This window comes from Agrobacterium sp. CNPSo 3708 (assembly GCF_028674915.1).
GTDB classification, from domain to species: domain Bacteria; phylum Pseudomonadota; class Alphaproteobacteria; order Rhizobiales; family Rhizobiaceae; genus Agrobacterium; species Agrobacterium cavarae.
On record NZ_JAQZSF010000004.1, the window covers coordinates 63,483 to 88,355 of the forward strand.

The following is a 24,873-nucleotide window of genomic DNA, read 5'->3' on the forward strand; positions in this document are numbered from 1 at the left end:
AGGATTCGATGAGCCAAACTCCGCAGAACCCACGTGCCAATCGCTGGCAGTATCCACTCGACGACAAGGCGTGTGATCGCCTTTTTACGGCGGCGAAGCAGCATGGCCCGCAAATTGTCTTTGACGGCGACGGCGCATTCACTGTTTCCTATGCAAAGACAGCACATGAGGGCAGTGCTCGGGAGTTCTTGACCAACGGCGGTCCTGACGAGGATTGATCGAGACCCGGTGGTTGTCGATCTACCATGCGACGAAAGAGGCGGGCGGCCTGAGCTCTTCGACCTGCTGGCAGGTGACCACAGGGGCACCGCTCGGCGACGGTAAAGTACTGCGCTACATCATCTGCTGAATGAACGGCATCATTCTTACGCTGACCGCGTCGAATTCTTTGCGCCTGCAGCGCAGACACCTTTTCTGTGAACCCGATTGTGTTTCGGCATGGAAATATTCAACGCCGATTGACACAGGACTACCTGTCGCGGCCTCAGTTGTCGCGACATTTCTCACATAACCGCTGTTGGTGCAGAGCCGACATCGTGGACCGATCGCTGTTAGGCGGCTATGCGCCGTCATCACGGACGCCCAAGTAGCATTTTGCTTGTTCTTAAAGGCAGACGGTCTAGTCTCCCATTGGTGCACGTTGCGCCCTCAATCAGCCGAGAAGTTCGAGGTTTGCTATGTTGCGTCGGAAGATTTCCCTCCGTCAGCAACTAAGGCAATTTGCGTGAGACGTGCCGCTATCTCGCGGAACGAGCTGGCTTGACCGAATTCGGCCTGCTGTGCGCAAAGACGCAGCTATTAGAGAAGCTTGTACTTATCAGCCTCGGCACTCATCCCGTTTAGTGATACCTCATTGCGCGCGTGACGGAATGCCTTCTGATAGTCCTCACCATTTGCCACAGCGCGATAAAAGGCACGAGAGAATGCAATCGCCGCGTCGTCGGCGATCGATTGGTCACATCCGATCACCCACGGCACATGCGCTCGAACGATCTTCGCAACATCCTCGGAATAACATGCACTGAGGATCACGCATTTAACCGTATCCGCATGGAGGCCAATCAACTCCCCAAATGATTTGGCGTCGACAGGCGCTGCGTCACCGATACGATCTTCAAAGAACAGCATCCCGGTATCGCCATGTCCACTGAAATGTAGCACCTGCGGCTTCTCGTTAAAAAGAGCGTCTTGAATCTGGTCAACGCGAACAGCCCACTCGTTAACGACTACAACATCGACAACCGCATTCTGAACCATCCTCAATTTGTCCTTGAGATCGCGCACTTCTTCGTCAAGTCGTAGGCGATCGGCGTCCTTTGGCGCTGCCAACAGCATGAGTGCTTTCACGCTCTTTCTCACCGGCTTAGTCTTCTTGATTGACTGCATGAAATCGTCCTCCTCGCCAAAGAGATCGGCTGTGCCCATGCGTAGGTCCTGCAGAAGCAACTTTTTGTAGAGCGGCCGGCCCTCTGCTCCAAGCCGAAGATGGTCGCGTAGCTCTGGGTTCGCATCAAATAGCTTGAGGGCTTCTTCCTCGTACATCACACAAGAGTTGGAGAACCGAGCGAAATGCTCCGCAAGCAGCTTGCGCACGTATTCGACGGACTCCTGCTTGGACCAATCAAGCATGATTCCTTCAAGCCCCTCGTAGTAGACCGAGAGCAGGCCCTTCGCCATCCCTTCACGCGCGTCGGCGTTGGGTAGATACGGTCCGTCAAGCATCAGAGCATGTCGCTTGTCATGATCGCTCTCGCGCATCGCGACAAGCTGCATGATCTTCGCCTGAACGTTCGCTGGCAGTGCATCCACCTGGTGTGTGCTCACGCCCAAGTCGTGCATCCCAAGCTTCTGATTTTCGATGATTGCCCAGACCGAGTACTGTACCACGATATCGTCGGGGTAGGTTCCAAGCGCTTTGATAATCTGTCCGTTGCTGTGCTTCGGATGGAAGAGGTTATCGACATCCCGATTCAGCCCTACGGTTATCAGGGCCAGCTTCAAAATTTCCTTGTCTGCTTTGTCAATGTCGATGCGCACCGCGGAAAGATCAAGTAGCTTTGGATCTGTATTCTGGAGTGCCGCGAGTGTGCGGAGGCACGGATCGCAGTTCTGAAACAGATCAATCTCATCTATTCGACCGCCATGCATGCTCGACAAAGCAGCAATACCAGCCGCAGTAATTTCTGGATCACCATCATAATGCTTCAGAGCCAGTCTAACGGGGTTGTCGGACTTCGTCCTTCGACCCAATTGGCCCAATGCGTTTAGGCTCCAGCGCACGACCTTTCTGTCTTGGTTGCTTTGAAGCAAAAGACCGTCGATGGTGGTCTCAACGGCCTCCAAGTTCTCGGCGTTGAAGCGCGCTCCATTACGGTACATTCGGCAAACGTCTTGCAGCGCCTTCTTCTTACGGCGTGTGTCGCCATGGTCCAGTTCGAACCTGAGAAACGCCGTCTGTTGAGTGGTGATTACCGGTGAGAGCGCCATTCATTACTACTGTTAACGGATACAGTCCAACGCAGCGCGCGACCAAGGTTCGAAGTCGTCGACATTGTTCACCCGCGATGACATATCGAACCAACATACATCATTTAGGGACAGACGCCGAGTGGTAGGCTCGAACCACTCGGGGCACTTCCACTGCATGATCAGCAGTATTGTCGGTTTATCGCCCGAGTAATCCAGCTTCACGATGTCTGTTGTCGTGGGAAGCTCGACCTTTCCCTCGCTCGTGAAAGAGCGCAACGAGAGATCAAGGTCGGTCAGCAGTGCTTCAAGCGCACCCTCGGCCGCACCGTAGTCGCCCTCCGAGAACAACGTGTTGTCGGTAAAGCCAACGATCCCAGGAAATCCGATCGTGCGACGGTTGGCAAATTGGTCGCGGTCATCCCGATATCGTCCTATGCGATAAGAGAGGACGCACTGGGCGCGCCGCACGAGCGAGAACGACCAGATCATGATGAAATCGGATGAGGTGTGCTTCGGATCGACATACTTGACTGCGTCGTGGCGTTCGGCGTCCGCTACGAGGTCACGCCAACTATCAAATTTCGAGAACCGGTCCGACATGACGTATTTCGTCGCTAACGCGAGACTCGGCTCGTTCAATAGGTCTCGAGTTCGCCGCCGCGCGGGGAACGCAGTCTTGAATTTCTGTGGGATCGACGGATCGGACATCAACTCTGTGAGGAAGAATACGCCTGGCTCGGTCCTGTAAAACAGCGTGTGACGACGATTATAAAGTATTTCCTCGCTGAGTCTCGCCTGCAAAGTCTTGAACTGAGTCTTCCCGTACAAATGATCGGGCACGATCCCAGCCCGATACGCCGCGCTTATAATCGCCCGCGCACTCATCGGCCTCTTCGAAGCTCTTAGCACTCGTTCTGCGATGTCGAGATAGGAGTCCATTCACCACCAATTTTACTGGTTCTTTCTACTATAGCAAAGGGAATGCAAGGACGCGACTCTGGAGTGACGATCGGACGCCCAATTGACCTATTGCGCCTCAAGGTTTTGGAAGCGCGGTCGTGGCCCATTCCCTGATGTCGCCGTTAAACAAATCCTGGCCCAAGATGATTTGGCCTCTTGCGTCGCGCCATTCTTGGTAGGGCTTTACCTGTGGCGGCAGCAGAGCCGGCCTCTCGCCATTACTCTCCCGGAGCATCTCTAGAAGGCGATCACCATCCACCAAATCCAGATGAAGCTTGTGTTTTGCGCCAGCGGCTCTTGCAGGCATCGCTTGCGCTACTCGTGTGAAATGGGACGCCGTTGTCACGAAGACGCCATGGTCTACCCGATCAAGGACCATGGCACCTACAAAGTTCCTGACCTCCTTGACGGACTCGGCTTTTGACGTAATACGACGCTTGACTTGGATGGCTCGTCGGATCGCTCCGTCGTCCGCCACAAGATAGAGGTCGATCCCACCGTCCGCACTGTTGGCGTTCGCCGATAACCTGATTACTTGGCCGCCGTGGTGTTCCTGCAGAAGGGAACCGACCAAGTCTTCCGCCTGCTGTGCCGACAACAGGGTCCTGTCCTCCCAACGCTTCACCAAATGTCGCTGAAGAGTTTCGATGGGAAGTGTCGTGTCCCCAAGATTGATCTCAGATTGGAGAGCGTGGGTCAATTCCCACCACGTGGCTCGGGACACCTTGCCAGGAGCGTCGGGGACTGACACTTCGCAATCCTGGCGAAAGTGCCACCAGCCACAAGATGGGCAAATCTCTACCTTGAGCCACCGAAATTGTATTTGTCCTGGTTTGAGTGGCTGGGTAGGCAGTTCGTGCTCGAACGCGAGGAAGCCAATCGAGCAGCAGGGGCAAATCCGTTGCCGCAGTGCGTTTGAGAAGAACATCGCTCCCGCGTCGAGATCCACATGGTCATAGTTGAGAATGCCAGTGTGGACGTTTCGCTTGTACCTAGTCACCACGCAATTTCCCAAAAGGTTCATTCCCTTCGCGCTGGTGCATACCGCATGCAACGCCAGCGTGGAGGCGACTCACTTTTTATAAGAATAAGAATTTCAGAGATCGGACGAAAAAGCGTCAGGCTTTACCGTCGGTCTACAGAAAGATCAGACGAATTAACCCTTTAGATCGATAGTCAGACAACCCAAAGTTGTATAAAGATGGCTCAGTTCTTGACCAACGACGGGCCTGACGACGAGCGATCATTCGTACGCGAGGCATTTCTCCAGCCTCATTGACGTCGGTAACGTAGGGTCTCCTACTTCCACATTCCGCGCATGCGTGCGCCGACATCGATCCTTATCTGCTGAGCGCTTCGCTCTGACGCTCCGGCAGAAACCTTCGGCCAGGCCATGGATTCGAAGTATTGCAGCAGTGTCGACGGAATGAACCGGGATCGCGATGCGTAAACGTGCCGGTCACCCTTGGAGTTCTGGCCGTGTGTGAAAAACTTTAACGGCGTTATGAGCGACAGGCTGTCCTTGGCACGTGTCATGCCGACATAGAGCAAACGCCTTTCCTCCTCGATCTCCTGTGTCGTGCCCGTTCCAAGGTCTGATGGAATGCAGCCATCGACTACGTTCAGCATAAAAACCGAACGCCATTCCTGCCCCTTGGCCGAGTGGATGGTCGATAGGATGAGATAGTCCTCGTCAAGCAATGGCACACCTGCCTGATCGCTGGTCGCATCCGGCGGGTCGAGCGTCAGTTCGGTCAGGAAGCGTTCACGCGAGGGATAGCCGCTGGCAATCTGTTCAAGCTGGAGCAGGTCGGACTTGCGCGCGTCGGCGTCTTCATGGATGCGGTCGAGATGTGGCTCGTACCAGAGACGCGCTTGCTCAATATCCGAAGGCCAGCCATCCTGTGTTTTCCGAAGACCTGCTAGCAGTTGAACGAAGGATGTCCAGTATTCGCCTGTTTTGGGAGGTGGCGGGATTTCGGCTAGTGCTAGCAGCGGCTCGGGATCGGTAGCGATGGTGTCGAGGATGGTGCCGGCCTTCTTGGGGCCAACGCCTGGCAACATCTGAAGAAGACGAAAACCTGCGACCCGGTCACGCGGATTCTGCGCGAAACGTAGGACGGCCAACATGTCCTTCACGTGGGCGCTGTCGAGGAACTTAAGACCGCCGAATTTCACAAAGGGGATGTTGCGACGGGTGAGCTCGACTTCAAGCGTACCGCTGTGGCTGGACGTCCGAAACAACACCGCCTGCTGCTTCAAATTTATCCCGACCTCACGGTTGGCAAGGACTTGCTCAGCGATGTAGTTCGCCTGCTCCGTCTCGTCCTTGACCGTCACCAGCTTTGGCCGTTCAAGCGATTCCCGTTCGGTCCAAAGGTTCTTGGTGAAACGCTCGCGGGCCAGTTCGATAACGCCGTTGGCTGCCGCGAGGATGGGCTGGGTGGAACGATAGTTGCGGTCGAGTGTGATGACATCAGCCGCCGGACTGAAGGACGCAGGAAAGTCGAGAATATTCCGGACCGTGGCCGCGCGGAAGGAGTAGATCGATTGGGCGTCGTCGCCAACCACGGTCAAGCCGCGGCCGCCTGGCTTCAACGCCATCAGAACCGATGCCTGTAACTTATTGGTATCCTGATATTCGTCGACCATCACGTGATCGAAGCGGTTGCCGATATCTTCGGCGAGGTCGGGATCGCTAACCATCTGTGCCCAGTAGAGCAGGAGGTCATCATAATCGAGCACGTTCTGGGCCTGCTTGGCCTCCACGTAAGCTCCGAATAATTCCTTCAACTGCTCGTCCCATGTGGCCACCCATGGATAATGCTGGCGCAGGATTTCGTTGAGCGGCGTCTCGGAGTTCACCGTACGTGAATAGATCGCAAGACAGGTACCCTTTGTCGGAAAACGGCTGTCGGTCTTTGAGAAGCCCAACTCGTGCCGAACGAGGTTCATGAGGTCGGCGCTGTCCTCACGGTCGTGAATGGTGAAGTCGAGATTGAGACCGATCTGCTCGGCATACATCCGCAGCAGGCGCGCACCGATGCCGTGGAATGTCCCGGACCACGCGAGAGCATCCGTCAGGACGCCGGCATTGGCACCCAGAACATTGCGGCAAATGCGCTCGACGCGGCGTGCCATTTCCGAGGCAGCTCTCCTTGAAAATGTCATCAGGAGAATGCGGCGTGGATCTGCGCCGTTGACGATGAGATGGGCAACGCGATGTGCCAGCGTGTTCGTCTTGCCGGAACCTGCCCCAGCGATGATCAGGAGCGGACCTGCGGAATTGCCATAAGGCAAGCCGACGCCGTATTCGACGGCCTTGCGCTGCTGATCGTTCAACTTTTCCAGATACCCGATCGCCATAGAGGTCACTTCATTCTAACAGTGAGAACCTGCTGTCCCTCGAACAAATGCGGAACATACAGCGAGCTTTGTAAATTGGGAAGCACGTTATTCAAATCGCTAATAATGAACATGAGCCGACGCAGGGAGCAGAAACTAACGGTGATCAAAATCGTTTGGGTTTTCGAGATCGGCGTTCTCTGCCTTTGGTGCTGAGTGAAGCGACGCCGTAGTCGCCGAGTATGGAGTTGATGCCTTGACAGACAATCTGAGCAAGTACCGGTCGAAACGCGACTTCAAGCAGACGCGCGAGCCAAGTGGAGAGATCGAGGTCAAGGCGTCGAACCGGCGCCGTTTTGTCATCCAGAAGCATGACGCGACCCGGCTCCATTACGATCTCCGCATCGAGCTCGACGGCGTCTTCAAATCTTGGGCGGTGACGAGAGGCCCGTCCCTCGATCCGGGCGACAAGCGCCTTGCCGTCGAGGTTGAGGATCACCCGTTGGACTACGGCGATTTCGAAGGGACGATCCCGAAGGGTCAGTATGGCGGCGGCACTGTAATGCTTTGGGATCGAGGTTACTGGGAGCCGGAGGGCAACAAGACGCCCGAGCAGGCGCTGTCGAAAGGCGACTTCAAATTTGTGCTGGAAGGTAAACGCCTCCATGGGAGCTTCGTTCTGGTGCGGATGAGAAACGACCGCGACGGCGGCAAGCGCACGAACTGGCTGCTGATCAAGCACCGCGACGAGCACGCTGTCGAGGAGAACGGTGCCGAAATACTGGAGGACAATCAGACATCCGTCGCTTCAGGCCGAACCATGGAGGCAATCGCCGCCGGCAAGGGCAAGAAGCCCAAGCCTTTCATGACGCAGGGCGATACGGTCAAGGCAGACGCGGTATGGGACAGCAACGAGGGCCTTGCGGCGGAGGAGCGCAAGGCTGGCACGAAAACCTCTGCCAAGGCGAAGACGACAAGGTCAAAGCCTGCCAAGTCATCAAGTGCCAAATCAGCCACGCCTGCCTTCATCACACCGCAGCTTTGCGAGAGCTTGACCCGTCCTCCTGCTGGCAAAGGCTGGATCCACGAGATCAAGTTTGACGGCTATCGCGTCCAGATGCGCGTCGTCGGTGGCGAGGTCACGCTGAAGACCCGCAAGGGACTGGATTGGACCTCAAAGTGGCCGGCGATTGCAGAGGCGGCGTCGGCGCTTCCGGATTGCATTATCGATGGCGAGATCTGTGCGCTCGATGAGCAGGGCACCCCGGACTTTGCGGCCCTGCAAGCGGCACTGTCAGAAGGGATGACGGACGATCTCGTATACTTTGCATTCGACTTGCTGTTTGAGGGTGACGAGGATTTGAGGGAGCTCCCGTTGACGGAGCGCAAGTCCCGCTTGGAAACCTTGATGTCGCATGCGGGCGAGGATCCGCGCCTGCGGTTCGTCGAGCATTTCGAGACGGGTGGCGACGCCGTGCTCAAGTCGGCCTGCCGCCTGTCGCTCGAGGGGATTGTTTCCAAGAAGGCAGATGCTCCCTATGTGTCCGGCCGGACGAAGACATGGGCGAAATCCAAATGTCGCGCCGGCCATGAGGTGGTCATCGGCGGCTACGCCAAGACCAATGGGAAATTCCGCTCCCTGCTTGTCGGCGTCTTCAGCGGCAAGCACTTCGTCTATGTTGGTCGTGTCGGGACAGGCTACGGCGCCAAGACGGTCCAGCAGCTTCTGCCGAAGCTTCAGGAGATGGAAACCTCGAAATCCCCTTTCACAGGGATCGGAGCGCCAAAGAAGTCGGAGGATATCGTCTGGCTGAAGCCCGAGCTCGTCGCCGAGATAGAGTTTGCCGGATGGACAGCGGACGGTCAGGTTCGACAAGGTGCATTCAAGGGCTTACGCGAAGACAAGCCCGCCGCAGAGGTCGAAGCCGAAGAGCCCTCAGCACCCTCGGATGCGGATGTCCCCGATCCTGAGACCGAAAAGCCACCGGCCAAACGTTCTCGGAAGGGCGCTAAGGAGGAGGTCATGGGTGTGATGATCTCAAGCCCCGACAAGGCGCTCTGGCCGGACGCGGGCGACAAAAAGCCTGTGACCAAGGTCGATCTTGCTCAGTATCATGAGGCGGTCGGAGCGTGGATGATCAATCATATCAAAGGTCGCCCATGCTCGATCCTGCGGTGTCCTGATGGGATTGGCGGCGAGCAGTTCTTCCAGCGCCATGCCATGCCCGGAACATCCAATCTTCTGGAACTCGTAACGGTCTTCGGAGACAAGAAGCCCTACCTCCGGATCGATCGCGTCGAAGGCCTAGCTGCGATCGCCCAGATCGGCGGCATCGAACTTCATCCCTGGAACTGCTCGCCCGACCAGCCGGAAGTTCCGGGCAGGCTGGTTTTCGATCTCGATCCCGGCCCGAATGTCGAGTTTTCAGCAGTCGTCGAGGCCGCGCGTGAGATACGCGACAGGCTGGAAGAACTGGGTCTTGTCAGTTTCTGCAAGACGACAGGGGGCAAGGGACTGCACGTCGTGACGCCACTCGCCGCGCCGAAGGGTAAGAAGCTGAGCTGGGACGAGGCTAAAGGCTTCGCGCATGACGTCTGCCAGGATATGGCGCGGGATAATCCGGATCAATACCTTATCAAAATGGCGAAGAACCAGCGGGAAGGGCGGATATTCCTCGACTACTTGCGCAATGACCGCATGGCGACGGCGGTCGCGCCGCTGTCTCCACGAGCACGTCCCGGAGCGACGGTGTCGATGCCTTTGAACTGGACGCAGGTGAGAGCCGACCTCGATCCAACGCGCTTCACCGTCAGGACGGTGCCGGGCCTGCTTAGGGCAAGCACGGCATGGGAGGACTACAATGAGGGCCACCGCTCCCTGGAGCAAGCCATCAAGCGACTGAACAAAGCTAGGAGGACGTCCGCCTGACGGCTCCTATTTCCGCCTTGTTTCTGCTGCGACCGACTTCTTTAAAGCGTCCATGATGTTGATGACATTACTCGGCTTCGAAGGTGAAGCGGGCGCCCTCGTTTTGCTTCTGGTGGGCTTCTTCTGCTGTTTCTTTTTCGCCTTGATGATGTCGAGCAGACGGTCCTGCACGGGATCGACGACCATCTTCGCATCCCAGGGCTTCGTCTGCTTTTTGATCAGCTTTTGAATGAGGGGCATCATGTCGGCGTCCGGTTTTTCATCGGCTATGCTGTCGAAGTAGCTGTCCTCGTCGCGGACCTCGTCGCCATACCGCAGCGTCCACAACACAATTCCTTTGCCACGAGGCTCCAGCATGACAGCGCGTTCTCGGCGCGAAATCACCAATCGGGAAATTCCAACCATGTCTTGCGACGCCATGGCGTCTCTGATCACGGCGAAAGCTTCCTGCGCCACCTTTTCGCGCGGGGACAGGTAGTATGGGGTATCAAGCCAAATCCACTCGATCGTGTCCCGTTCGGTGAACGTCGAGATGTCGATCGTGCGTGTGCTGTCGAGTGCGACATTCTCCAGTTCGTCTTCCTCAAGGATGACGTAGTCGTTCTCGCCGCGGGCATAACCCTTGACCTCGTTCTCCTCCTTTACGTCCTTGCCGGTGACGGAATCCACGTAATGACTGACCACACGGTTCTGGGTGGCGCGGTTCAGGGTGTGGAAGCGAACCTTCTCGCTCTCCGACGTCGCCGGCATCATCTGGACCGCGCAGTTGACGAGAGAGAGCTTGAGGTGGCCTTTCCAGTAGGGGCGAACAGCCATGGCAATCTCCTCTTAACCGGCGCGCCGGGTGGGTGCCGTGGTAGGCTTTGCCTTGCCGGCAGCCTTTTTGGCTCTTGACCTGCTTGAACCGGCATTGGCGTTGGCAGCGGTTCTGCCGGATCTGGTCTTCTTGGCGCCCATGCCCGCGCTTTCGCGCAGCGCCTGCAGTAGATCGACGGACTTCGCCACAGGGGCAACCTTTTTCTTCGGAAGAGAGCGGCCCTCGATCTTGGCCTTGACGAGTTCCGTCACAGCTTCCTCATACCGGTCGTCGAAGGTGCTTGCGTCGAAGCTGCCCTTCTTCTTCTCGATGATGAGTTCGGCGATCTCCAGCAGTTCAGGATCGCTCTTGACGTCCGGTTGATCCTCGAACGCTTCCTGCGACGACCTAACCTCGTAGTCGAAGTTGAGAGTGGAAGCGATAAGGCCATTGCCGTGAGGACGAATAAGCACGGTGCGCAGGCGGCGGAACAACACCGTACGGGCAATCGCCGCGACCTTGGCTTTCTTCATGCCCTCGCGAAGCAGGATGTAGGCTTCCGTGCCCATCTTGTCCGGCGTCAGATAGTAGGGCTTGTCGAAGTAAACGGTGTCGATCTCGGAGCACGGAATGAAGGACTCGATCGCCAGGGTCTTGTCGCTTTCCGGAACTGCGGCGGCGACCTCCTCCGGTTCGAGGACGATGTAGTGTCCATTTTCCGTCTCGTAGCCTTTGACCTGGTCGTCCTTCTCGACCGGATCTCCCGTCTCGCTATCGATGAACTCTCGCCTGACCCGGTTCCCCGTCGCCCTATTGAGCGTGTTGAAAGCGATGCGCTCCGAAGCTGACGCCGCGGTGTAAAGCGCAACAGGGCACGACACCTCTCCGAATTTGATGAAGCCTTTCCAATTCGCTCTCGGGGAACCCATGGCACGCGTACTCCTGACACAACCGACGCGATTCAAACCGAATCGCCGCGCGAATCGTTCCGGGCAAAATGAATCGTTTTTCAATGACTTAGCGAGGCGCGCACGCTCGTTATGCGAGTCTCGCCTATGGTGCTGATTCGAATGCATCTTTCGGGCGCGCAGCGCGTTTGCCTTTGCAACCTATTCAAAAAGGAGGTCTGTGATGACCAAGCGAGAACTGATCGATACCGGCACTGACAAGCGTTATGTTCGCCGCGACGAGGACGGGAAGTTCAAGGAGAGCGTTGACGTCTCCCGCTCGCTCTCCGCCGATGCGCGCCATAAAGCGAAGCACGATACGAAACCAGGCGAGGGCGACAAGGGCGACCATAAGCGCTGACCGCATAGGTGAAGATCGCCACGTTCAATGTCAATGGCATCAATGGTCGCCTAGACATCCTCCTTCGTTGGCTTGAAGAGGCGGGACCGGACGTGGTCTGCCTTCAAGAGCTTAAAGCGCCCAACAACAGGTTTCCACGCAAGGAGTTGGAACGCGCTGGCTATGGCGCGATTTGGCATGGCCAGAAATCGTGGAACGGCGTCGCCATCCTCGCGCGAGGTCAGGAGCCGCTGGAAACGAGACGCGGGTTGCCTGGCGGTGAGGACGACGACCAGAGCCGTTACGTTGAAGCCGTTATTGATGGGATTGTCGTCGGCTGCCTGTACCTGCCAAACGGCAATCCTGTCCCAGGCCCGAAGTTCCAATACAAGCTGGAATGGTTCCAGCGTCTGCATTCATACTCGGCCGAACTTTTAGAGCTCGGTGTCCCAGTCGCGCTCGTGGGTGATTTCAACGTCATGCCGACCGATCTCGACGTCTATAAACCTGAGCGCTGGATCGACGACGCGCTCTTTCGGCCGGAAGTGAAGAAAGCCTATGCGGACCTGATGGCCCAAGGTTGGACGGATGCCATACGGCACCTCTATCCAGACGACCGCATCTACACGTTCTGGGCATACTTTAGAAATGCCTTCGCACGCAACGCCGGCCTTCGGATCGACCACTTTTTGCTTAGCCCGGATCTCGCCGACAAACTCGGGAGAGCCCAGGTCGACAAGCATGTCCGGGGCTGGGAGCACGCCAGTGATCACGCGCCAGTATGGATTGAACTGACTGAGAAGACCGCAAAACAAAGGAGAGAGAAATGATCGACGATTGGAAGCGCGAGGTCCGCGCCAAGCTGGAGGAGTTGGTTGATGGCCTCGTTGTGAACGGCGTCAGTTACGAGGACGCCTGCAGTATGATTGTCGTCGAGGTCAACGCACTGATGGTGGCCCATGAGCATGACCCGGATCCCGCAGACGATGAAGCCGTCGATGAGCTGGCCAATGACTGGCCCGCGGCGAAGGAAAGACGACCTGTCGAATAGAACGTGATGCGGCCCCTCACCAAATCTCCTTGAGGGGCCGCTAGAAGCTTACTGGGGCGGCTGACCATTGGATGCCGACATGCCGCCATCCACGGGCAGGTTAACCCCCGTCACGAAGCGAGCATCGTCGCTTGCAAGAAATGCGATCACCGCCGCGACGTCCTCCGGTTCTCCCGGTCCCTCAAGTGCGAACCGTTCGTTGAACTTCGCAATCAGCTTGTCGTCGTCCATCATCTCCTCGGTCATGCCTGTATGTGTCAGGCTTGGGCACACCGCATTGACCCTAACTCCGTCTTTTCCGTGGTCCATAGCCATAGCCCGCGTGAGATTGGTGACAGCACCCTTGGCGGCGTTGTAGGCGGCCATGCCCCAGTCGCCGCCTATGCCGGACACCGAGCTGACGTTGACAATCGAGCCGCGCGACGTCTTCAGATGCGGGATCGCTGCACGGCTGGCGTAGAAGACGCCATCCACATCCGTTGCCATCACTCTACGCCAGTCGTCTGTCGTCAGGGTGCCGACGTCGCCTTCGGCGACGACACCCGCATTGTTGACGAGAACGTCCAAGCGTCCGAACTTCTCGACGGTGCGAGAAATCAGCTCCTTTACCTCGTCCTCATTCGACACGTCCGCCTCGGCGATCATAAATTGATCATCACGGAAAGGCTTCGCGACCTCTTCGAGCTTCAATCTCGTGCGGCCGACCAGTGTCACGACAGCGCCTTCGTCGAGAAAACGCTCGGCTGTCGCCTTACCTATTCCTGAGCCTGCGCCAGTCACGACGACGACCTTGTCTGCAAATCGCTGCATTGAAATCTCCTTGAGTGCGCAGTGGTGCATCCGCTCGAACGGGAGATATGCGGGGTTGTTCCCAATACAGGGGCTCGGCCGTTTCGAGGGACACCATGACCGTAACGAGAATGTCAGCGCCGGTCTGGCAGCGAAGCGGAACGAACATTTGGACTGCAGGTTGATTGGATCCAACAGGAAAGCCCCATGACGTCGTCACATCTTGCGACCCTAGTCTCTCTTTTCATCATCCTTGTCTTTGCAATCTCCCTCGTCGCGAAGCCGGATCGAGTGGTGGCCGCGGACCGAGGAATCAAATTGGCGTCTCAAGCGGTCGACCCTGCTGGGGAGTCAATGCAAATTGCGCAAGCAGAACGCGTGGAGAAAGCAACCGTCGCTCAAAAGGGAGCGGTTCGCGCCGATCATCTGGTGATCCTGTTCCACGGGATCCGAGGACGTGGGTCCGTTATGCAAGCGGTGAGCAATTCCTGGCAGGCGACGCTTCCGGACACGGCATTCGTCGCGCCGGACGCGCCGTTTCCACATAGGTCAGGCGGTCGTCAGTGGTTCGCCGTCGATGACCAGATCATGCGTCCTGAGCGGATCGACGCAGCGCGTCGAGCGTTCGACGGCGTGGTCTCCGAGATCATCAAACGGGAAGGGTTCGAAAACGCGCTCGACCGGGTGGCCTTCGTCGGGGTCTCGCAAGGCGCCATCATGGCGCTGGATGCGGTTGCTTCGGGTCGTTGGAAGGTAGGATCTCTCGTCACCTTCGCCGGGCTGTTGCCGTTACCGCCGACTTCGTCTTCTGCCGGAACGAATGTCTTTATGATGCATGGTTCTGCGGACAGGACCATACCAGCCGCTGCGACGACGACTGCGGCGAACCAACTCAAAGCAGCGGGGTTTGCCGTGACGTCAAAAATCTATCCTGGCGTCGGTCACACGATCTCTTCGGAAGAAGCCCGAGATGCCGCGATCTTTCTTCGCGATCGTTTCAAATAGCGCTGACAAAAGTGGGGCGTCCAGGCTCCCTATTGGAAGTGCGCTACCGAAAAGCGCAGTAGCTATAAGAGGCATCCTTCATCGCACCATGCTCACCGCTTGAGCTTTCCTGATCATGTTGTAACGATGGCTTCGGCCAATTTCGGCTAGGAGGATTCGGGAATGTGGAAGTCAGTTTTGATTGTCGCCGCCCTCGCCACTTTCGCCGCTGCGCCGGCAAGCGCCGAGCAGTGCCGCGATGCGAAAGGCAAGTTCGTCAAGTGCGAGACGACGAAGAAGAAGGTTCAGTGCAAGGATGCCAAAGGCAAGTTCGCCAAGTGCGGCACTGCCGGCGCCACGCCTGTGAACTGAGCGGAGATGGCGGATGGCGGCCTTTAGTTAGGCTGCCATCAGCCCCTAGGAATTGCCATCAGCCTCATCTCCGTCGTTTAGATCCAGGACCGGTATGTAGGCGTTTTGCTCCAACCATTCTCTGACGATGACCCGCAGCATTTCTTCACGGCTGCATCCCAGCTCTTGGGCGATGCTGCGGACGGCTTCTTCGATGTCGTCGCCCAACGTGGGGGCGGGAGAGGGGAAAGAGAATTTCATCCTAGTAGCCACCTGGACGCAGCAACGCCGCACGACGGCCGCAGAGACTTCCGTCGGCCGCACGGTCATATGGCGAGTAGCAGTTGCCGGAATACTTAAGCGGACGCTGAGTGGCGGTGCACGCCGCCATCAGACAAGAGATGAGAATAAGACCCACGGATCGAAAAAGAAACGTTTGCATGCTGTGCTCCCAAGAAGTGTAGAGAGCACAGCCTTGTTTGGGAGTCGATCATAAAAGGACGCGACTGGCATGCTGGCCTTGGCCGCCGCCGGGTACGGCCCGCTTGTCCCAGCGGGCCGTAAGATGTTACCAGCGATCCCGGTAGTCGTATCCGCCTCTTCGCCATTCGCGCTCACGCTCCCAGGCTCTTCGTTCGCGCCACTCGCGCCGCGCCTGACGTTCTCGCCACTCACGACGAGCTTCCCAATCTCCACGACGACCCCACTCGCGTTCGTAGCGCGGTGGACCGTTCGGCCGGCAGAAGCCGCGGGGTGATAAGTGATACCCGCGCCCGCAGGCGTAGTCGACCGTCTGGATGTCTGTCGTGTCCCGCGCCAAAGGTTGCGCCATGGGCATTGCGTTCGCACTTGATCCCATCAGACCACTTAACAAAAGCACCGCGCCTAGAACTAACTTGCGCATTTCCATCACTCCTCGTTTGGTGGAGTGATTTAGCTCTCGATCGCGTGAACGGCGGCTGAATGAATCTTGATCGTTTTGTGGCAGCGTCCCAAAGCTCAACGAGCAGCGGATCGAGAAACGTCCCAATACGGATAGTGCTCCGAGCACCACCACTGCGGGGCGTCGATTTTGTTCTTGGAATAGCCGAGTCCGCCCCACTTCTTGCAGCCCGCATGCGAACAGTAGTGGTTGATATGGATTCCGTCTCCGGCTTTCTCGTCGCTCACAGCAGCGTTCCTTGTGGCGTCGCTTCCTCAATAGGCAGCAGGATCAAGCGCTCATCGGGCAAGGGCCGTTGAAGTGCCTTTGCCTCGTCCCATGGCGCATTCATCCATACGTCCACTTCCTCGCGCGTCGTCAAGACCACCGGCATTGCCTTGGGGTGGATCGGCTTGACGATGTCGTTCGGCTCGCATGTCAGAAAGCCGAATAGCTCGTGATTGCCGTCCCGCGGGTTTTTCATCGATCCGCGCACGCCACGCCAGTCGGTCCAGATGCCGGCAAAGAATGCGAGTGGCTCGCTGTCATCGATCGCGAACCATCGCTTGGTCTTTCGAGGCGTGGTGTCTTCCCATTCGCAGAACCGCGTCCACGGCACGACGCAGCGGCTCTCCGGCCTTAACCATCGGCGCCAGTGTGGCGAGGTGACGTTACGGATGTTGGTAATGCCTGTGTCTGGTCGATCGCCAAGAATGTTTGGCGGGGTGGGCATGCCCCAGGTCAAAGCGACAAGCTCGCGCGCATCGCCGTTGTTTCGAATGACCGGGGCAGGGCGGTCCGGGTAGACTTCCACCTCCGGCTCAAGGTTCAGCCTCTCGCTCATCGCGCCGGCGATATCTCGCATCGCCTCTTGGTTTGTCCGGACTTGGTAGAGATTGCACATGCATCACCTCGGCATTTGGGCTAGAGACAACTCAACGTGGCCCTTGTGGTTGCAGTTGCTGCATCGAAGGAGTCCCTTCAGGTCCCCGAGCGCGCCGCCTTGGGGCCGTTCTCGAGGTGATCAAGTCGAGGTCCTCGAACATCGAAACGAGCCCACGCCAATCCGGGCGCCGCAACATCTCGCATTCCGCACGTATGACGAAAATCTGTTCGCTCTTCAGCGCCTACCGTGTTGCTACCCTCAGCGGGCATCGCGCTCCTCGTCAAGCATCCATCCTCTCGTGTATCCTGCGCTCATGGCCGCGGTTGCCAATGCAAGCTGCTCCCGCAGGTGCCGCACATCCTGCATCAACGTCTCGATCGCAGCTCGGTGGTCCCCATCGTGCCATGCTACGAGGTGGGCAACAGGATCTGCTACAGAATCTTTCCGCGTCGGGCGCACGTTCTCATCTCCGTTTTCGAAGTTCAATTTCCGCATGTCGTTGTCGGAAGCACGCGCCGTTCGTGCTATCTATGTTCTGTTTATGTTCTAGTTTACGGAAGAGTCAACTACGATTCAATGGAGGGGCAAGGGTCTGTCGGAATTTAACAAATATCGGCGTCGACAACTTGGCACCTCGTCGTTCGCCTTTGCCTTTGTAGTCCTGAAGAGATAGTGCGCAGGACGCCATAATCGGTAGCTCTTGAGCTATCTCTTTCACGAAACAAACGGACTACCTCCAAGCCTAGGCTCAATCTGGAATCATGACATGATCAGGACAACCTCGCTCGTATTGGCCTTGGCGTTCACTCCCTCGCTTGCTGCACCGGCCGATATCACCGGTCGTGCAACGGTCATCGATGGCGACACCATCGAGATAAATGGCGTGCGGGTTCGGTTCGAAGGCATCGACGCACCCGAGAGCCGGCAGATTTGCGAGAACGCTGCAGGAAAGACGTACAGGTGCGGTCAGGTAAGCGCGAAAGCTTTGGATGCCTTCCTAGCTAAATCGCGCCCCACGAAATGCACGGCGACTGGTGCCAGCTACGACCGCATCGTAGGCTATTGCGTGCGCGCCGATGGGACGGATGTCAACACGTGGATGGTGCGCAACGGGTACGCCATCGACTGGCCGAAGTACTCCGGTGGCCGGTACGCATCCCAACAAGCGGAAGCCCAAGCGGCGCATGCCGGGATATGGGCCGACGCGTTCGACCTTCCCTGCCGTGTACGCGGCACGCGATGCGATTGAGGCAAGGCAGCGCATGATAGCTCGCCCGTTTGCGCCACTCTTGAGACGGTTGTTGTTTGGGAACGTTCTGTCGTCGGTCCGGTTGGATGGTCAGGAAAAGGAGAAGATCCATGAGTGACAAGAAGCCAGACACGTCGAGCGACGCAGCCCGCACCGGTGAAGATGCGGATAAGGATCGCGAGGAACTCAAGAAGAAAGCCGAGAAAGGCATTGAAGACGCTACCGGCAAGAAGCCGAAGGGCGAGATCTAAACGAACAAATTGAGGTCGGGGAGGATTCCTGCAGTTCGAAGTCTGTCCTCCCCTAATCCTCGGTTTCCTGCTTCTTGCAAAGAGGTCGGGCGCCTAGCCATCTGCATCGGTCGACTGGAGACATCGAAACCGCATCTCGCAGAGGTCGCCATCGGGATGGCAGAGACGGTCGCAACCCATGGCCATGCGCCGGCGGAGTTTGGAGAAGCTCACGCTCGCGCCGAACTTCGCAACAGCAGCCTTTCGTTCTAAGCTATCCACGCGTTCACACCGGATGCACTCGATTTCGATATTGGGCAGCCGGACGTCCTTAAGCGTGTAGCTGCGCTCGCTGTCGAGCGTCGGTCTGATTTTAGGTGTCTTGGCCACTGTACCAACTCCCTTCGGTATCCCTGAGGACTTCGGATATCCACATCCCTCCATGACGACAAAAATATTTTCCACGAAAGGTGCCATGTAGAATCTAGTTACGGTTTTGATTCAACTTCACGAATCTGCAGTGTTGCTAATCTTGAGCCAAGGTTCCTTATTTTCAGGCGTCTTGACGCCGGACAAGATACGGAACAGAAGGAGAACAATCAAGTTCTAGCGACATGATGTCGTCCCTGTTCCACTGCGATTTCGGAAGGATTCGTAACCGATGTCGGCTGCCCGCGATCAAGTGATTACTGATCTGCGAGAGCGCATCTCTTCCATTCAAGGAGAGGGCGTGAAGAAGGCGGGGTGCCTACCTTTCGGCGTCGATGAGATCGACGAAATCCTTCCGGGAGGCGGGCTGGCGTATGGCGCGCTGCATGAATTCGCGGGCGGCGGTTCTGGAACCGTTGACGGAGCGGCGGCCGCGCTATTCGCAGCCGGCATTGCCGCACGCACTAAGGGTCCGATCGTCTGGTGCCTAACGAGGCCTGACCTTTTCTTCCCCGCGCTCGCTCAGGCGGGGCTGCATCCTCGCAGAGTAATCTTCGTCGAAAGCGACAAGGAAGAGGAAGTCGCCGCTAGCATGGAGGAAGCCCTTTCATTCGGAGGTCTTGGCGCAGTTGTCGGGGAAATGGTCAGACTGCCGATGGTCGTCAGCAGACGCCTGCAGCTCGTCGCAGAACGTACAGGCACCATGGCGCTAGTAGTCCGGCGGTGGCGAAGGCAGACCGAGGCTAGCGATTTCGGTCAACCAACCGCTGCCACGACACGGTGGCGCGTGGGTGTACTTCCTTCAGAGGAACTCCCGGTCCCAGGCATCGGGCGGCCCAGGTGGTATCTGGAATTGCTCAGGTCGCGTGCGGGCGAGTGTAGAGAGTTTTGCGTCGGAGCGTGTGATGAGCAGGGTCGTATCGATCTATTTTCCGGATTTGGCCACGGACAGGATCAGGAGGGACGATCCCTCGATACCGGGTGAGCAGCCGATCGCTGTGATTTCCAAGAGTGGATCCAAGCGATGGGTGTCCGCGGCCGATGGCGCCGCAAGGAAGATCGGGGTCCGTGTAGGGATGCCTGCCGCGAAGGCTCAGGCAATCTTCCAGGGTCTTACATTGGTTGATGCTGACCCTGTCGCGGATGCTGTCGCACTCAATCGTATCGGTTTCTGGGCGCTCGCACGCTATTCGCCGATCGTTGCAGTCGACGGCGTTGACGGTCTAGTCATGGATACCGAGGGCGCGGATCATCTCCAAGGCGGAGAGGTGTCGATGACGACCGGTATCGTGAACACCTTCCTGTCGCGAAAGCTGACGGCGAAGGTTGCCGTGGCAGATACCTGGGGAGCGGCTCACGCCTGTGTTCGGGCCATCAACCGCGATACGGTGATCGTGCCTCGCGGTGAAACAGTGCGCGCAGTCGAGAAACTCCCGATCTCTCTGTTGAGGCTCTCCGACAAGATCGTCCAGGATCTCCGTGTTCTTGGCTTCCATTCGATCGGCGAACTCGCGAACACGCCGCGTTCGCCGCTGGCGCTTCGTTTCGGACCGGAAGTCGGCAGGAGACTGGACCAGATGTTTGGTCGAGTATCGGAGCCGATCGACCCCATAAGGACAGCGGATCTCGCTGAGGTCTCCCGTTCTTTCCAGGAGCCGATCGGCGCGGCGGAAACGATCGACAAGTACGTCGGCAGATTGGTGGTCCAACTTGTGACAGAACTAGAGAAGCGCGGACTTGGCGCGCGAAGAACCGACCTCATCGTCCACAAGGTAGACAACACCATTCAGGCAATACGCGCCGGAACTGCGAAGCCCGCACGCGACGTCGGCTGGTTGACGAAACTCTTCAAGGACCGGACCGAGAAGATAGAGCCAGGGTTCGGCATCGAGAGACTTGTCCTTGTCGCCGTCGCGGCCGAACCTTTGGTCGAGGAGCAGAAGGAATCGTCGCTCGTCGAGGAGGAGCATGGCGACATCACTCCGCTGATCGACATCTTTGCGAACCGTGGGCAACGGGTATATCGCGTGGCGCCCGTCCCCTCCGATGTTCCTGAGAGGAGTGTTCAGCGGGTCCCGGCCATTGCGGACGCCGTGGAAAATGCATGGGTAAGCCACTGGCGCAGACCCGTGAGGTTGTTCGACAAACCGGAGCAGATCCAGGCGATCGCTCTCATGCCCGACTATCCGCCCGCCAGCATTACATGGCGCGGAAAGCGTCACCGCGTGAAGCGAGCCGACGGCCCAGAACGCATTTTCGGCGAATGGTGGATGCGGCCGACAGAACTGGAAGCCGTGCGAGACTACTTCGTCATAGAGAATGATGACGGCGAGCGCTTCTGGATTTTTCGCTCTGGAGACGGGATCGACATGGAAACGGGCTCGCATAAGTGGTTCATGCACGGGATTTTCGCATGAAATACTCGGAGCTTCAGGTTACGACGCATTTCAGCTTCCTGCGTGGGGCTTCCTCGGCGCATGAACTGTTCGCGACGGCAAAGGAGCTTGGCATCGAAGCCATCGGCGTCGTGGACCGCAACAGTCTCGCTGGAATCGTGCGCGCGCTAGAAGCATCGCGCGATACTGGAGTAAGGTTAGTCGTGGGTTGCCGGATCGATCTGCAGGACGGCATGTCGATCCTCGTATATCCGACGGACAAAGCGGCATATTCGCGGCTCACACGCCTGATCACACTAGGCAAGAGCAGGGGCGGCAAGAACAACTGCATTTTGCATGTCGATGATCTCGCCCTCTATTCCGAGGGCCTAGTCGGCATTCTAGTGCCCGATCTTGCGGACGACGTTTGTGCCGTCCAACTCCGCAAAATGAACGAGATTTTTGGGAGACGCGCCTATCTCTCGCTCTGTCTCAGGCGACGACCCAACGACCAAATGCGGTTGCACGAGCTTTCGAACCTTGCGGCCAAGTTCAGGGTAAAGACGGTAGTCACAAACGACGTGCTGTTCCACGAGCCGGCTCGCAGGCAGCTTCAGGACATCGTCACGTGCATCCGCACGAATACGACCATCGATGACGTCGGCTTCGACCGCGAACGTCACGCCGACCGCTATCTCAAGCCCCCAGAAGAAATGGAGCGGTTGTTTCCGAGATACCCCGAAGCGCTTGCTCGGACGATGGAGATTGTGAGCCAGTGCACCTTTAGCTTGGAAGAACTGACATACGAATATCCCGAGGAGGCGCTGATCGACGGGATGGACGCCCAGCAGTCGCTGGAGCACTGCGTCCGCGAGTGCATCCCCAACCGTTATCCGGAAGGCCTGCCGCAGAGCGTGCTGCGAGCCGTCAGGCACGAGCTCGATCTGATCAAGGAGATGGAGTACGCGCCGTATTTTCTTACGGTCTACAGCATCGTTCGCTTTGCACGCTCACGAGGAATCCTATGCCAAGGAAGGGGATCGGCGGCGAACTCCGCAATTTGCTACATTCTCGGCGTCACGAGCATCGACCCCGAAACCAATGATTTGCTCTTCGAGCGCTTCGTTTCCAAGGAGCGTAACGAGCCGCCAGACATCGACGTCGATTTCGAACACGAGCGTCGGGAGGAGGTGATCCAGTGGATCTACAAGACATACGGGCGCGATCGCGCGGCGCTGGTCTGTACGGTGACGCGCTACCGCGCCAAGGGGGCGATCCGCGACGTCGGCAAGGCTATGGGTCTGCCGGAGGACGTGACCAAAGCCCTTTCGTCAGGGCTGTGGTCGTGGTCGGAGGAGGTGACGGAGCGCAATGTGCGCGAGCTGAACCTCAATCCCGACGACTACCGTCTTGTGATGACGCTTCGTCTTGCTCGAGATCTCATGGGTGCTCCTCGACATCTCGGCCAGCATGTCGGTGGCTTCGTCCTGACGCGTTCGCGACTTGACGATCTTGTTCCGATAGAGCCTGCGGCGATGGAAGACCGGCAGGTGATCGAATGGGACAAGGACGACGTCGAAGCGCTCAAGATGATGAAGGTCGACGTGCTGGCACTCGGCATGCTCACCTGCATGCAAAAGGCCTTCGATCTTATTCGAGAGCATAAGCACGAGGATCTCGATCTTGCCAAGGTCCGGCAGGAAGACGGGGCGACATATGCAATGATCCGTAAGGCCGACACCCTGGGCACGTTCCAAGTCGAGAGCCGCGCGCAGATGGCAATGCTGCCAAGGCTCAAGCCCAGAACGTTTTACGATCTCGTCGTTCAAGTCGCAATCGTCAGGCCTGGGCCTATACAGGGCGATATGGTCCATCCCTATCTTCGTCGTCGGGAGGGCAAGGAGCCTGTCGAATACCCGACGCCGGAGCTCGAGGCGGTGCTCGGCAAAACGCTTGGCGTGCCTCTATTCCAAGAAAGCGCGATGCGCGTCGCCATGGTTTGCGCAGGTTTCACCGCCGGCGAGGCTGACCAGCTCCGAAAAAGTATGGCGACTTTCAAGTTCACTGGGGGCGTATCGCGGTTTCAAACCAAGCTGATCGATGGAATGGTCAACAACGGTTACAGTAGGGAATTTGCCGAAAAGACCTTCTCCCAGCTCGAGGGGTTTGGCAGCTATGGTTTTCCTGAAAGCCACGCTGCATCGTTCGCGCTTATTGCGTACGCAAGCTGCTTCATCAAGTGCCATTACCCAGATGTTTTCGCGGCAGCGCTCATCAATTCGCAGCCCATGGGCTTCTATGCACCCGCTCAGATTATCGGCGACGCCCAGAAGCACGGCGTCGAGGTACGGCCGGTTTCCGTGCAGCATTCGCGCTGGGACTGTACGCTCGAAGAGATCCCTTACAGCAACCGACATGCCATCCGGCTGGGGATGCGCCAGGTTACCGGGCTGGCGGCTAGGGATGCCGCGAGGATCGTTGCAGCTCGGATCGAGCGGCCGTTCGAGAGTGTCGACGATGTCTGGCGAAGATCCGGGGCTCCGTCCGAAGCGCTAGTACAGCTTGCCGAAGCCGATGCCTTTCGCCCCGCATTCGGCATCGAGCGTAGGGACGCTCTCTGGGCGATCAAGGCGTTGCGCGACGAGCCGCTGCCTCTCTTCGTGGCGGCCGCCGAGCGGGAGATGCAGACGGTCGCCGAGCAGCAGGAGCCGGAAGTCGAACTCAGGCAGATGACCGAGGGGCATAACGTCGTTGAAGACTATCAACACGTCGGCCTGACTCTTCGCGCGCATCCTTTGTCATTTCTGCGACAGGATCTCACCGCTCGCCGAATCGTCACATGTGCTGACGCGATGAATGCCCGTGACAAGAGCTGGCTCTGCGTTGCCGGGCTGGTTCTTGTCCGGCAGAAGCCGGGCTCGGCTAAGGGCGTCATGTTCATCACCATCGAGGATGAGACCGGGCCAGCGAACATCGTCGTGTGGCCGTCGCTTTTCGAGAAACAGCGTCGTATCGTGCTGAGCTCAAGCATGATGGCGATCCAGGGTAAAATCCAGCGGGAAGGGGACGTAGTTCACCTGATCGCGCGGCAGCTTTACGACCTATCTGGCGATCTCTCGTCTCTGTCGGACCGCGACGCCGAGTTTCGGAATCCAAGTGGTCGTGGCGATGAGTTCGCGCATGGCTCTCACGGTGGCGGAGATGTGCGGGACAGGCCGAGGCCGAACAAAGTGCGTGACATCTTCATTCCCGACCTCCACATCGACTCGTTGAAGGTTAAGAGCCGAAATTTTCAGTAAGGTGTCTATGCCATTTAAGTGTCAGCCCAATGAAGAAGCCCGCTGTTTGAGCGGTTCAGGCTTCTTTCCGTCCGGCAGCAGTCGCTGAAGATGATCGTGAACAACGTCTGCACTGAATGGCTTTCTCACGAAAATTGCACCTTCCGGGAGGTCGTCGGCCTTCGGTTCAATCTGTCCCGACGCGGCTATTATCCCAATTTCCGGCCAGGACACCGCGCACCTTCGGGCGAGATAAAAGCCGTCCCGCTCGCTCGGCGGCATCTGCACGTCGGTAAAGAGAAGTTGTACGCTGTCGCCACGCTGTTCCAAGACCGACAATGCTTCCTCTGGCGTCGCCGCCTCCAGCACTCGAAATCCAGCGTCTTCCAAAATATCTGAGGCATCCATTCTTATGAGCGCGTCGTCGTCGACCACGAGTGCAAATGGCGTATGTTCGTCCGACATGCGTGGTTCCTCTCGAGCTGGATGCCAAGACAACGCATCTAACACGAGTTCGATCCCTCCAACGCGAGCGAATCCTGG

At 57.7% G+C, this 24,873-nt stretch carries 24 protein-coding genes; 12 read left to right on the top strand and 12 right to left on the bottom strand.

The genetic code is table 11. The features are described 5' to 3' along the window. Positions 1 to 8 precede the first annotated feature (8 nt). On the top strand, positions 9 to 218 hold the full coding sequence (locus PVA19_RS10315; RefSeq protein ID WP_274102334.1) for a hypothetical protein: 210 nt from the start codon (positions 9 to 11) through the stop codon (positions 216 to 218). Between the two features lie 580 nt (positions 219 to 798). Here PVA19_RS10315 and PVA19_RS10320 read toward each other — a convergent pair. The 4 genes from PVA19_RS10320 to PVA19_RS10335 all read right to left on the bottom strand — a co-directional run bounded on the left by PVA19_RS10320 (position 799) and on the right by PVA19_RS10335 (position 6,795). Next, positions 799 to 2,487 carry a CHAT domain-containing protein gene (locus PVA19_RS10320; RefSeq protein ID WP_274102335.1) on the bottom strand — a complete coding sequence of 563 codons (1,689 nt, stop codon included), beginning with the start codon at positions 2,485 to 2,487 and terminating at the stop codon, positions 799 to 801. 12 nt (positions 2,488 to 2,499) lie between these two features. After that, entirely contained in the window at positions 2,500 to 3,408 is a 909-nt protein-coding gene (locus PVA19_RS10325; protein WP_274102336.1) for a winged helix-turn-helix domain-containing protein, read from the bottom strand. Between the two features lie 97 nt (positions 3,409 to 3,505). Further along, complete coding sequence (locus PVA19_RS10330) at positions 3,506 to 4,027, bottom strand: restriction endonuclease (protein ID WP_274102337.1); 522 nt, start codon at positions 4,025 to 4,027, stop codon at positions 3,506 to 3,508. 701 nt (positions 4,028 to 4,728) lie between these two features. Further along, on the bottom strand, positions 4,729 to 6,795 hold the full coding sequence (locus PVA19_RS10335; RefSeq protein WP_274102338.1) for an ATP-dependent helicase: 2,067 nt from the start codon (positions 6,793 to 6,795) through the stop codon (positions 4,729 to 4,731). Between the two features lie 235 nt (positions 6,796 to 7,030). Between PVA19_RS10335 and ligD the strand changes: the two genes are divergently transcribed. Then, on the top strand, positions 7,031 to 9,703 hold the full coding sequence (ligD, locus tag PVA19_RS10340; RefSeq protein WP_274102339.1) for a DNA ligase D: 2,673 nt from the start codon (positions 7,031 to 7,033) through the stop codon (positions 9,701 to 9,703). 6 nt (positions 9,704 to 9,709) lie between these two features. Here ligD and ku (PVA19_RS10345) read toward each other — a convergent pair whose 3' ends face one another. Beyond that, a complete protein-coding gene (gene ku, locus PVA19_RS10345) occupies positions 9,710 to 10,519 on the bottom strand; it encodes a non-homologous end joining protein Ku (protein ID WP_274102340.1) in 810 nt (269 codons plus the stop codon). Between the two features lie 12 nt (positions 10,520 to 10,531). Beyond that, complete coding sequence (gene ku, locus PVA19_RS10350; protein ID WP_274102341.1) at positions 10,532 to 11,428, bottom strand: non-homologous end joining protein Ku; 897 nt, start codon at positions 11,426 to 11,428, stop codon at positions 10,532 to 10,534. Positions 11,429 to 11,630: 202 nt separating this feature from the next. Between ku (PVA19_RS10350) and PVA19_RS10355 the strand changes: the two genes are divergently transcribed. The 3 genes from PVA19_RS10355 to PVA19_RS10365 are packed head-to-tail and all read left to right on the top strand — an operon-like array spanning position 11,631 to position 12,837. After that, positions 11,631 to 11,807, top strand: a complete 177-nt coding sequence (locus tag PVA19_RS10355) for a hypothetical protein (protein ID WP_274102342.1) — start codon at positions 11,631 to 11,633, stop codon at positions 11,805 to 11,807. An 8-nt stretch (positions 11,808 to 11,815) separates the two neighbouring features. Then, a complete protein-coding gene (xth, locus tag PVA19_RS10360) occupies positions 11,816 to 12,616 on the top strand; it encodes an exodeoxyribonuclease III (protein ID WP_274102343.1) in 801 nt (266 codons plus the stop codon). Further along, positions 12,613 to 12,837, top strand: coding sequence for a hypothetical protein (locus PVA19_RS10365; RefSeq protein WP_274102344.1), 225 nt, complete (start codon positions 12,613 to 12,615; stop codon positions 12,835 to 12,837). The genes xth and PVA19_RS10365 overlap by 4 nt, the downstream gene beginning before the upstream one ends. 48 nt (positions 12,838 to 12,885) lie before the next feature. Here the strand turns inward: PVA19_RS10365 and PVA19_RS10370 are convergent, their stop codons facing one another. Then, positions 12,886 to 13,647 (bottom strand): SDR family NAD(P)-dependent oxidoreductase, encoded by a 762-nt coding sequence (locus PVA19_RS10370; RefSeq protein WP_274102345.1) that lies wholly within the window; start codon positions 13,645 to 13,647, stop codon positions 12,886 to 12,888. Between the two features lie 333 nt (positions 13,648 to 13,980). Between PVA19_RS10370 and PVA19_RS10375 the strand changes: the two genes are divergently transcribed. Together PVA19_RS10375 and PVA19_RS10380 are read left to right on the top strand one after the other, a co-directional pair. Further along, a complete protein-coding gene (locus PVA19_RS10375) occupies positions 13,981 to 14,631 on the top strand; it encodes an alpha/beta hydrolase (RefSeq protein WP_274102346.1) in 651 nt (216 codons plus the stop codon). 162 nt (positions 14,632 to 14,793) lie between these two features. Next, entirely contained in the window at positions 14,794 to 14,982 is a 189-nt protein-coding gene (locus tag PVA19_RS10380; RefSeq protein WP_274102348.1) for a hypothetical protein, read from the top strand. Between the two features lie 45 nt (positions 14,983 to 15,027). Here PVA19_RS10380 and PVA19_RS10385 read toward each other — a convergent pair whose 3' ends face one another. The 3 genes from PVA19_RS10385 to PVA19_RS10395 form a co-directional block, all read right to left on the bottom strand. Beyond that, positions 15,028 to 15,222 (bottom strand): ribbon-helix-helix domain-containing protein, encoded by a 195-nt coding sequence (locus tag PVA19_RS10385; protein ID WP_274102349.1) that lies wholly within the window; start codon positions 15,220 to 15,222, stop codon positions 15,028 to 15,030. 307 nt (positions 15,223 to 15,529) lie between these two features. Next, positions 15,530 to 15,865, bottom strand: coding sequence for a GCG_CRPN prefix-to-repeats domain-containing protein (locus PVA19_RS10390; protein WP_274102350.1), 336 nt, complete (start codon positions 15,863 to 15,865; stop codon positions 15,530 to 15,532). A gap of 262 nt (positions 15,866 to 16,127) precedes the next feature. Beyond that, positions 16,128 to 16,787: an SOS response-associated peptidase gene (locus PVA19_RS10395; protein WP_274102351.1), complete on the bottom strand. Its 660-nt coding sequence runs from the start codon at positions 16,785 to 16,787 to the stop codon at positions 16,128 to 16,130. 748 nt (positions 16,788 to 17,535) lie between these two features. Between PVA19_RS10395 and PVA19_RS10405 the strand changes: the two genes are divergently transcribed. Further along, entirely contained in the window at positions 17,536 to 18,018 is a 483-nt protein-coding gene (locus PVA19_RS10405) for a thermonuclease family protein (protein WP_274102353.1), read from the top strand. 110 nt (positions 18,019 to 18,128) lie between these two features. Further along, entirely contained in the window at positions 18,129 to 18,269 is a 141-nt protein-coding gene (locus PVA19_RS10410) for a hypothetical protein (protein WP_274102354.1), read from the top strand. A 93-nt stretch (positions 18,270 to 18,362) separates the two neighbouring features. On the opposite strand, the gene PVA19_RS10415 is transcribed toward PVA19_RS10410, so the two are convergent. Then, the gene (locus PVA19_RS10415; protein WP_274102355.1) at positions 18,363 to 18,638 is read right to left on the bottom strand and encodes a hypothetical protein; all 276 of its coding nucleotides are present in this window, start codon (positions 18,636 to 18,638) and stop codon (positions 18,363 to 18,365) included. A 271-nt stretch (positions 18,639 to 18,909) separates the two neighbouring features. Here PVA19_RS10415 and PVA19_RS10420 point away from each other — a divergent pair, with 271 nt between their 5' ends. The 3 genes from PVA19_RS10420 to PVA19_RS10430 are packed head-to-tail and all read left to right on the top strand — an operon-like array spanning position 18,910 to position 24,351. Next, on the top strand, positions 18,910 to 19,662 hold the full coding sequence (locus PVA19_RS10420) for an ImuA family protein (RefSeq protein WP_274102356.1): 753 nt from the start codon (positions 18,910 to 18,912) through the stop codon (positions 19,660 to 19,662). Then, positions 19,583 to 21,094, top strand: a complete 1,512-nt coding sequence (locus PVA19_RS10425) for a Y-family DNA polymerase (RefSeq protein ID WP_274102357.1) — start codon at positions 19,583 to 19,585, stop codon at positions 21,092 to 21,094. Before PVA19_RS10420 ends, PVA19_RS10425 begins: the two co-directional genes overlap by 80 nt. Next, a complete protein-coding gene (locus tag PVA19_RS10430) occupies positions 21,091 to 24,351 on the top strand; it encodes an error-prone DNA polymerase (protein ID WP_274102358.1) in 3,261 nt (1,086 codons plus the stop codon). Before PVA19_RS10425 ends, PVA19_RS10430 begins: the two co-directional genes overlap by 4 nt. Before the next feature lie 21 nt (positions 24,352 to 24,372). Here the strand turns inward: PVA19_RS10430 and PVA19_RS10435 are convergent, their stop codons facing one another. After that, positions 24,373 to 24,795, bottom strand: coding sequence for a response regulator (locus tag PVA19_RS10435; protein WP_274102359.1), 423 nt, complete (start codon positions 24,793 to 24,795; stop codon positions 24,373 to 24,375). Between the last annotated feature and the right edge of the window lie 78 nt (positions 24,796 to 24,873).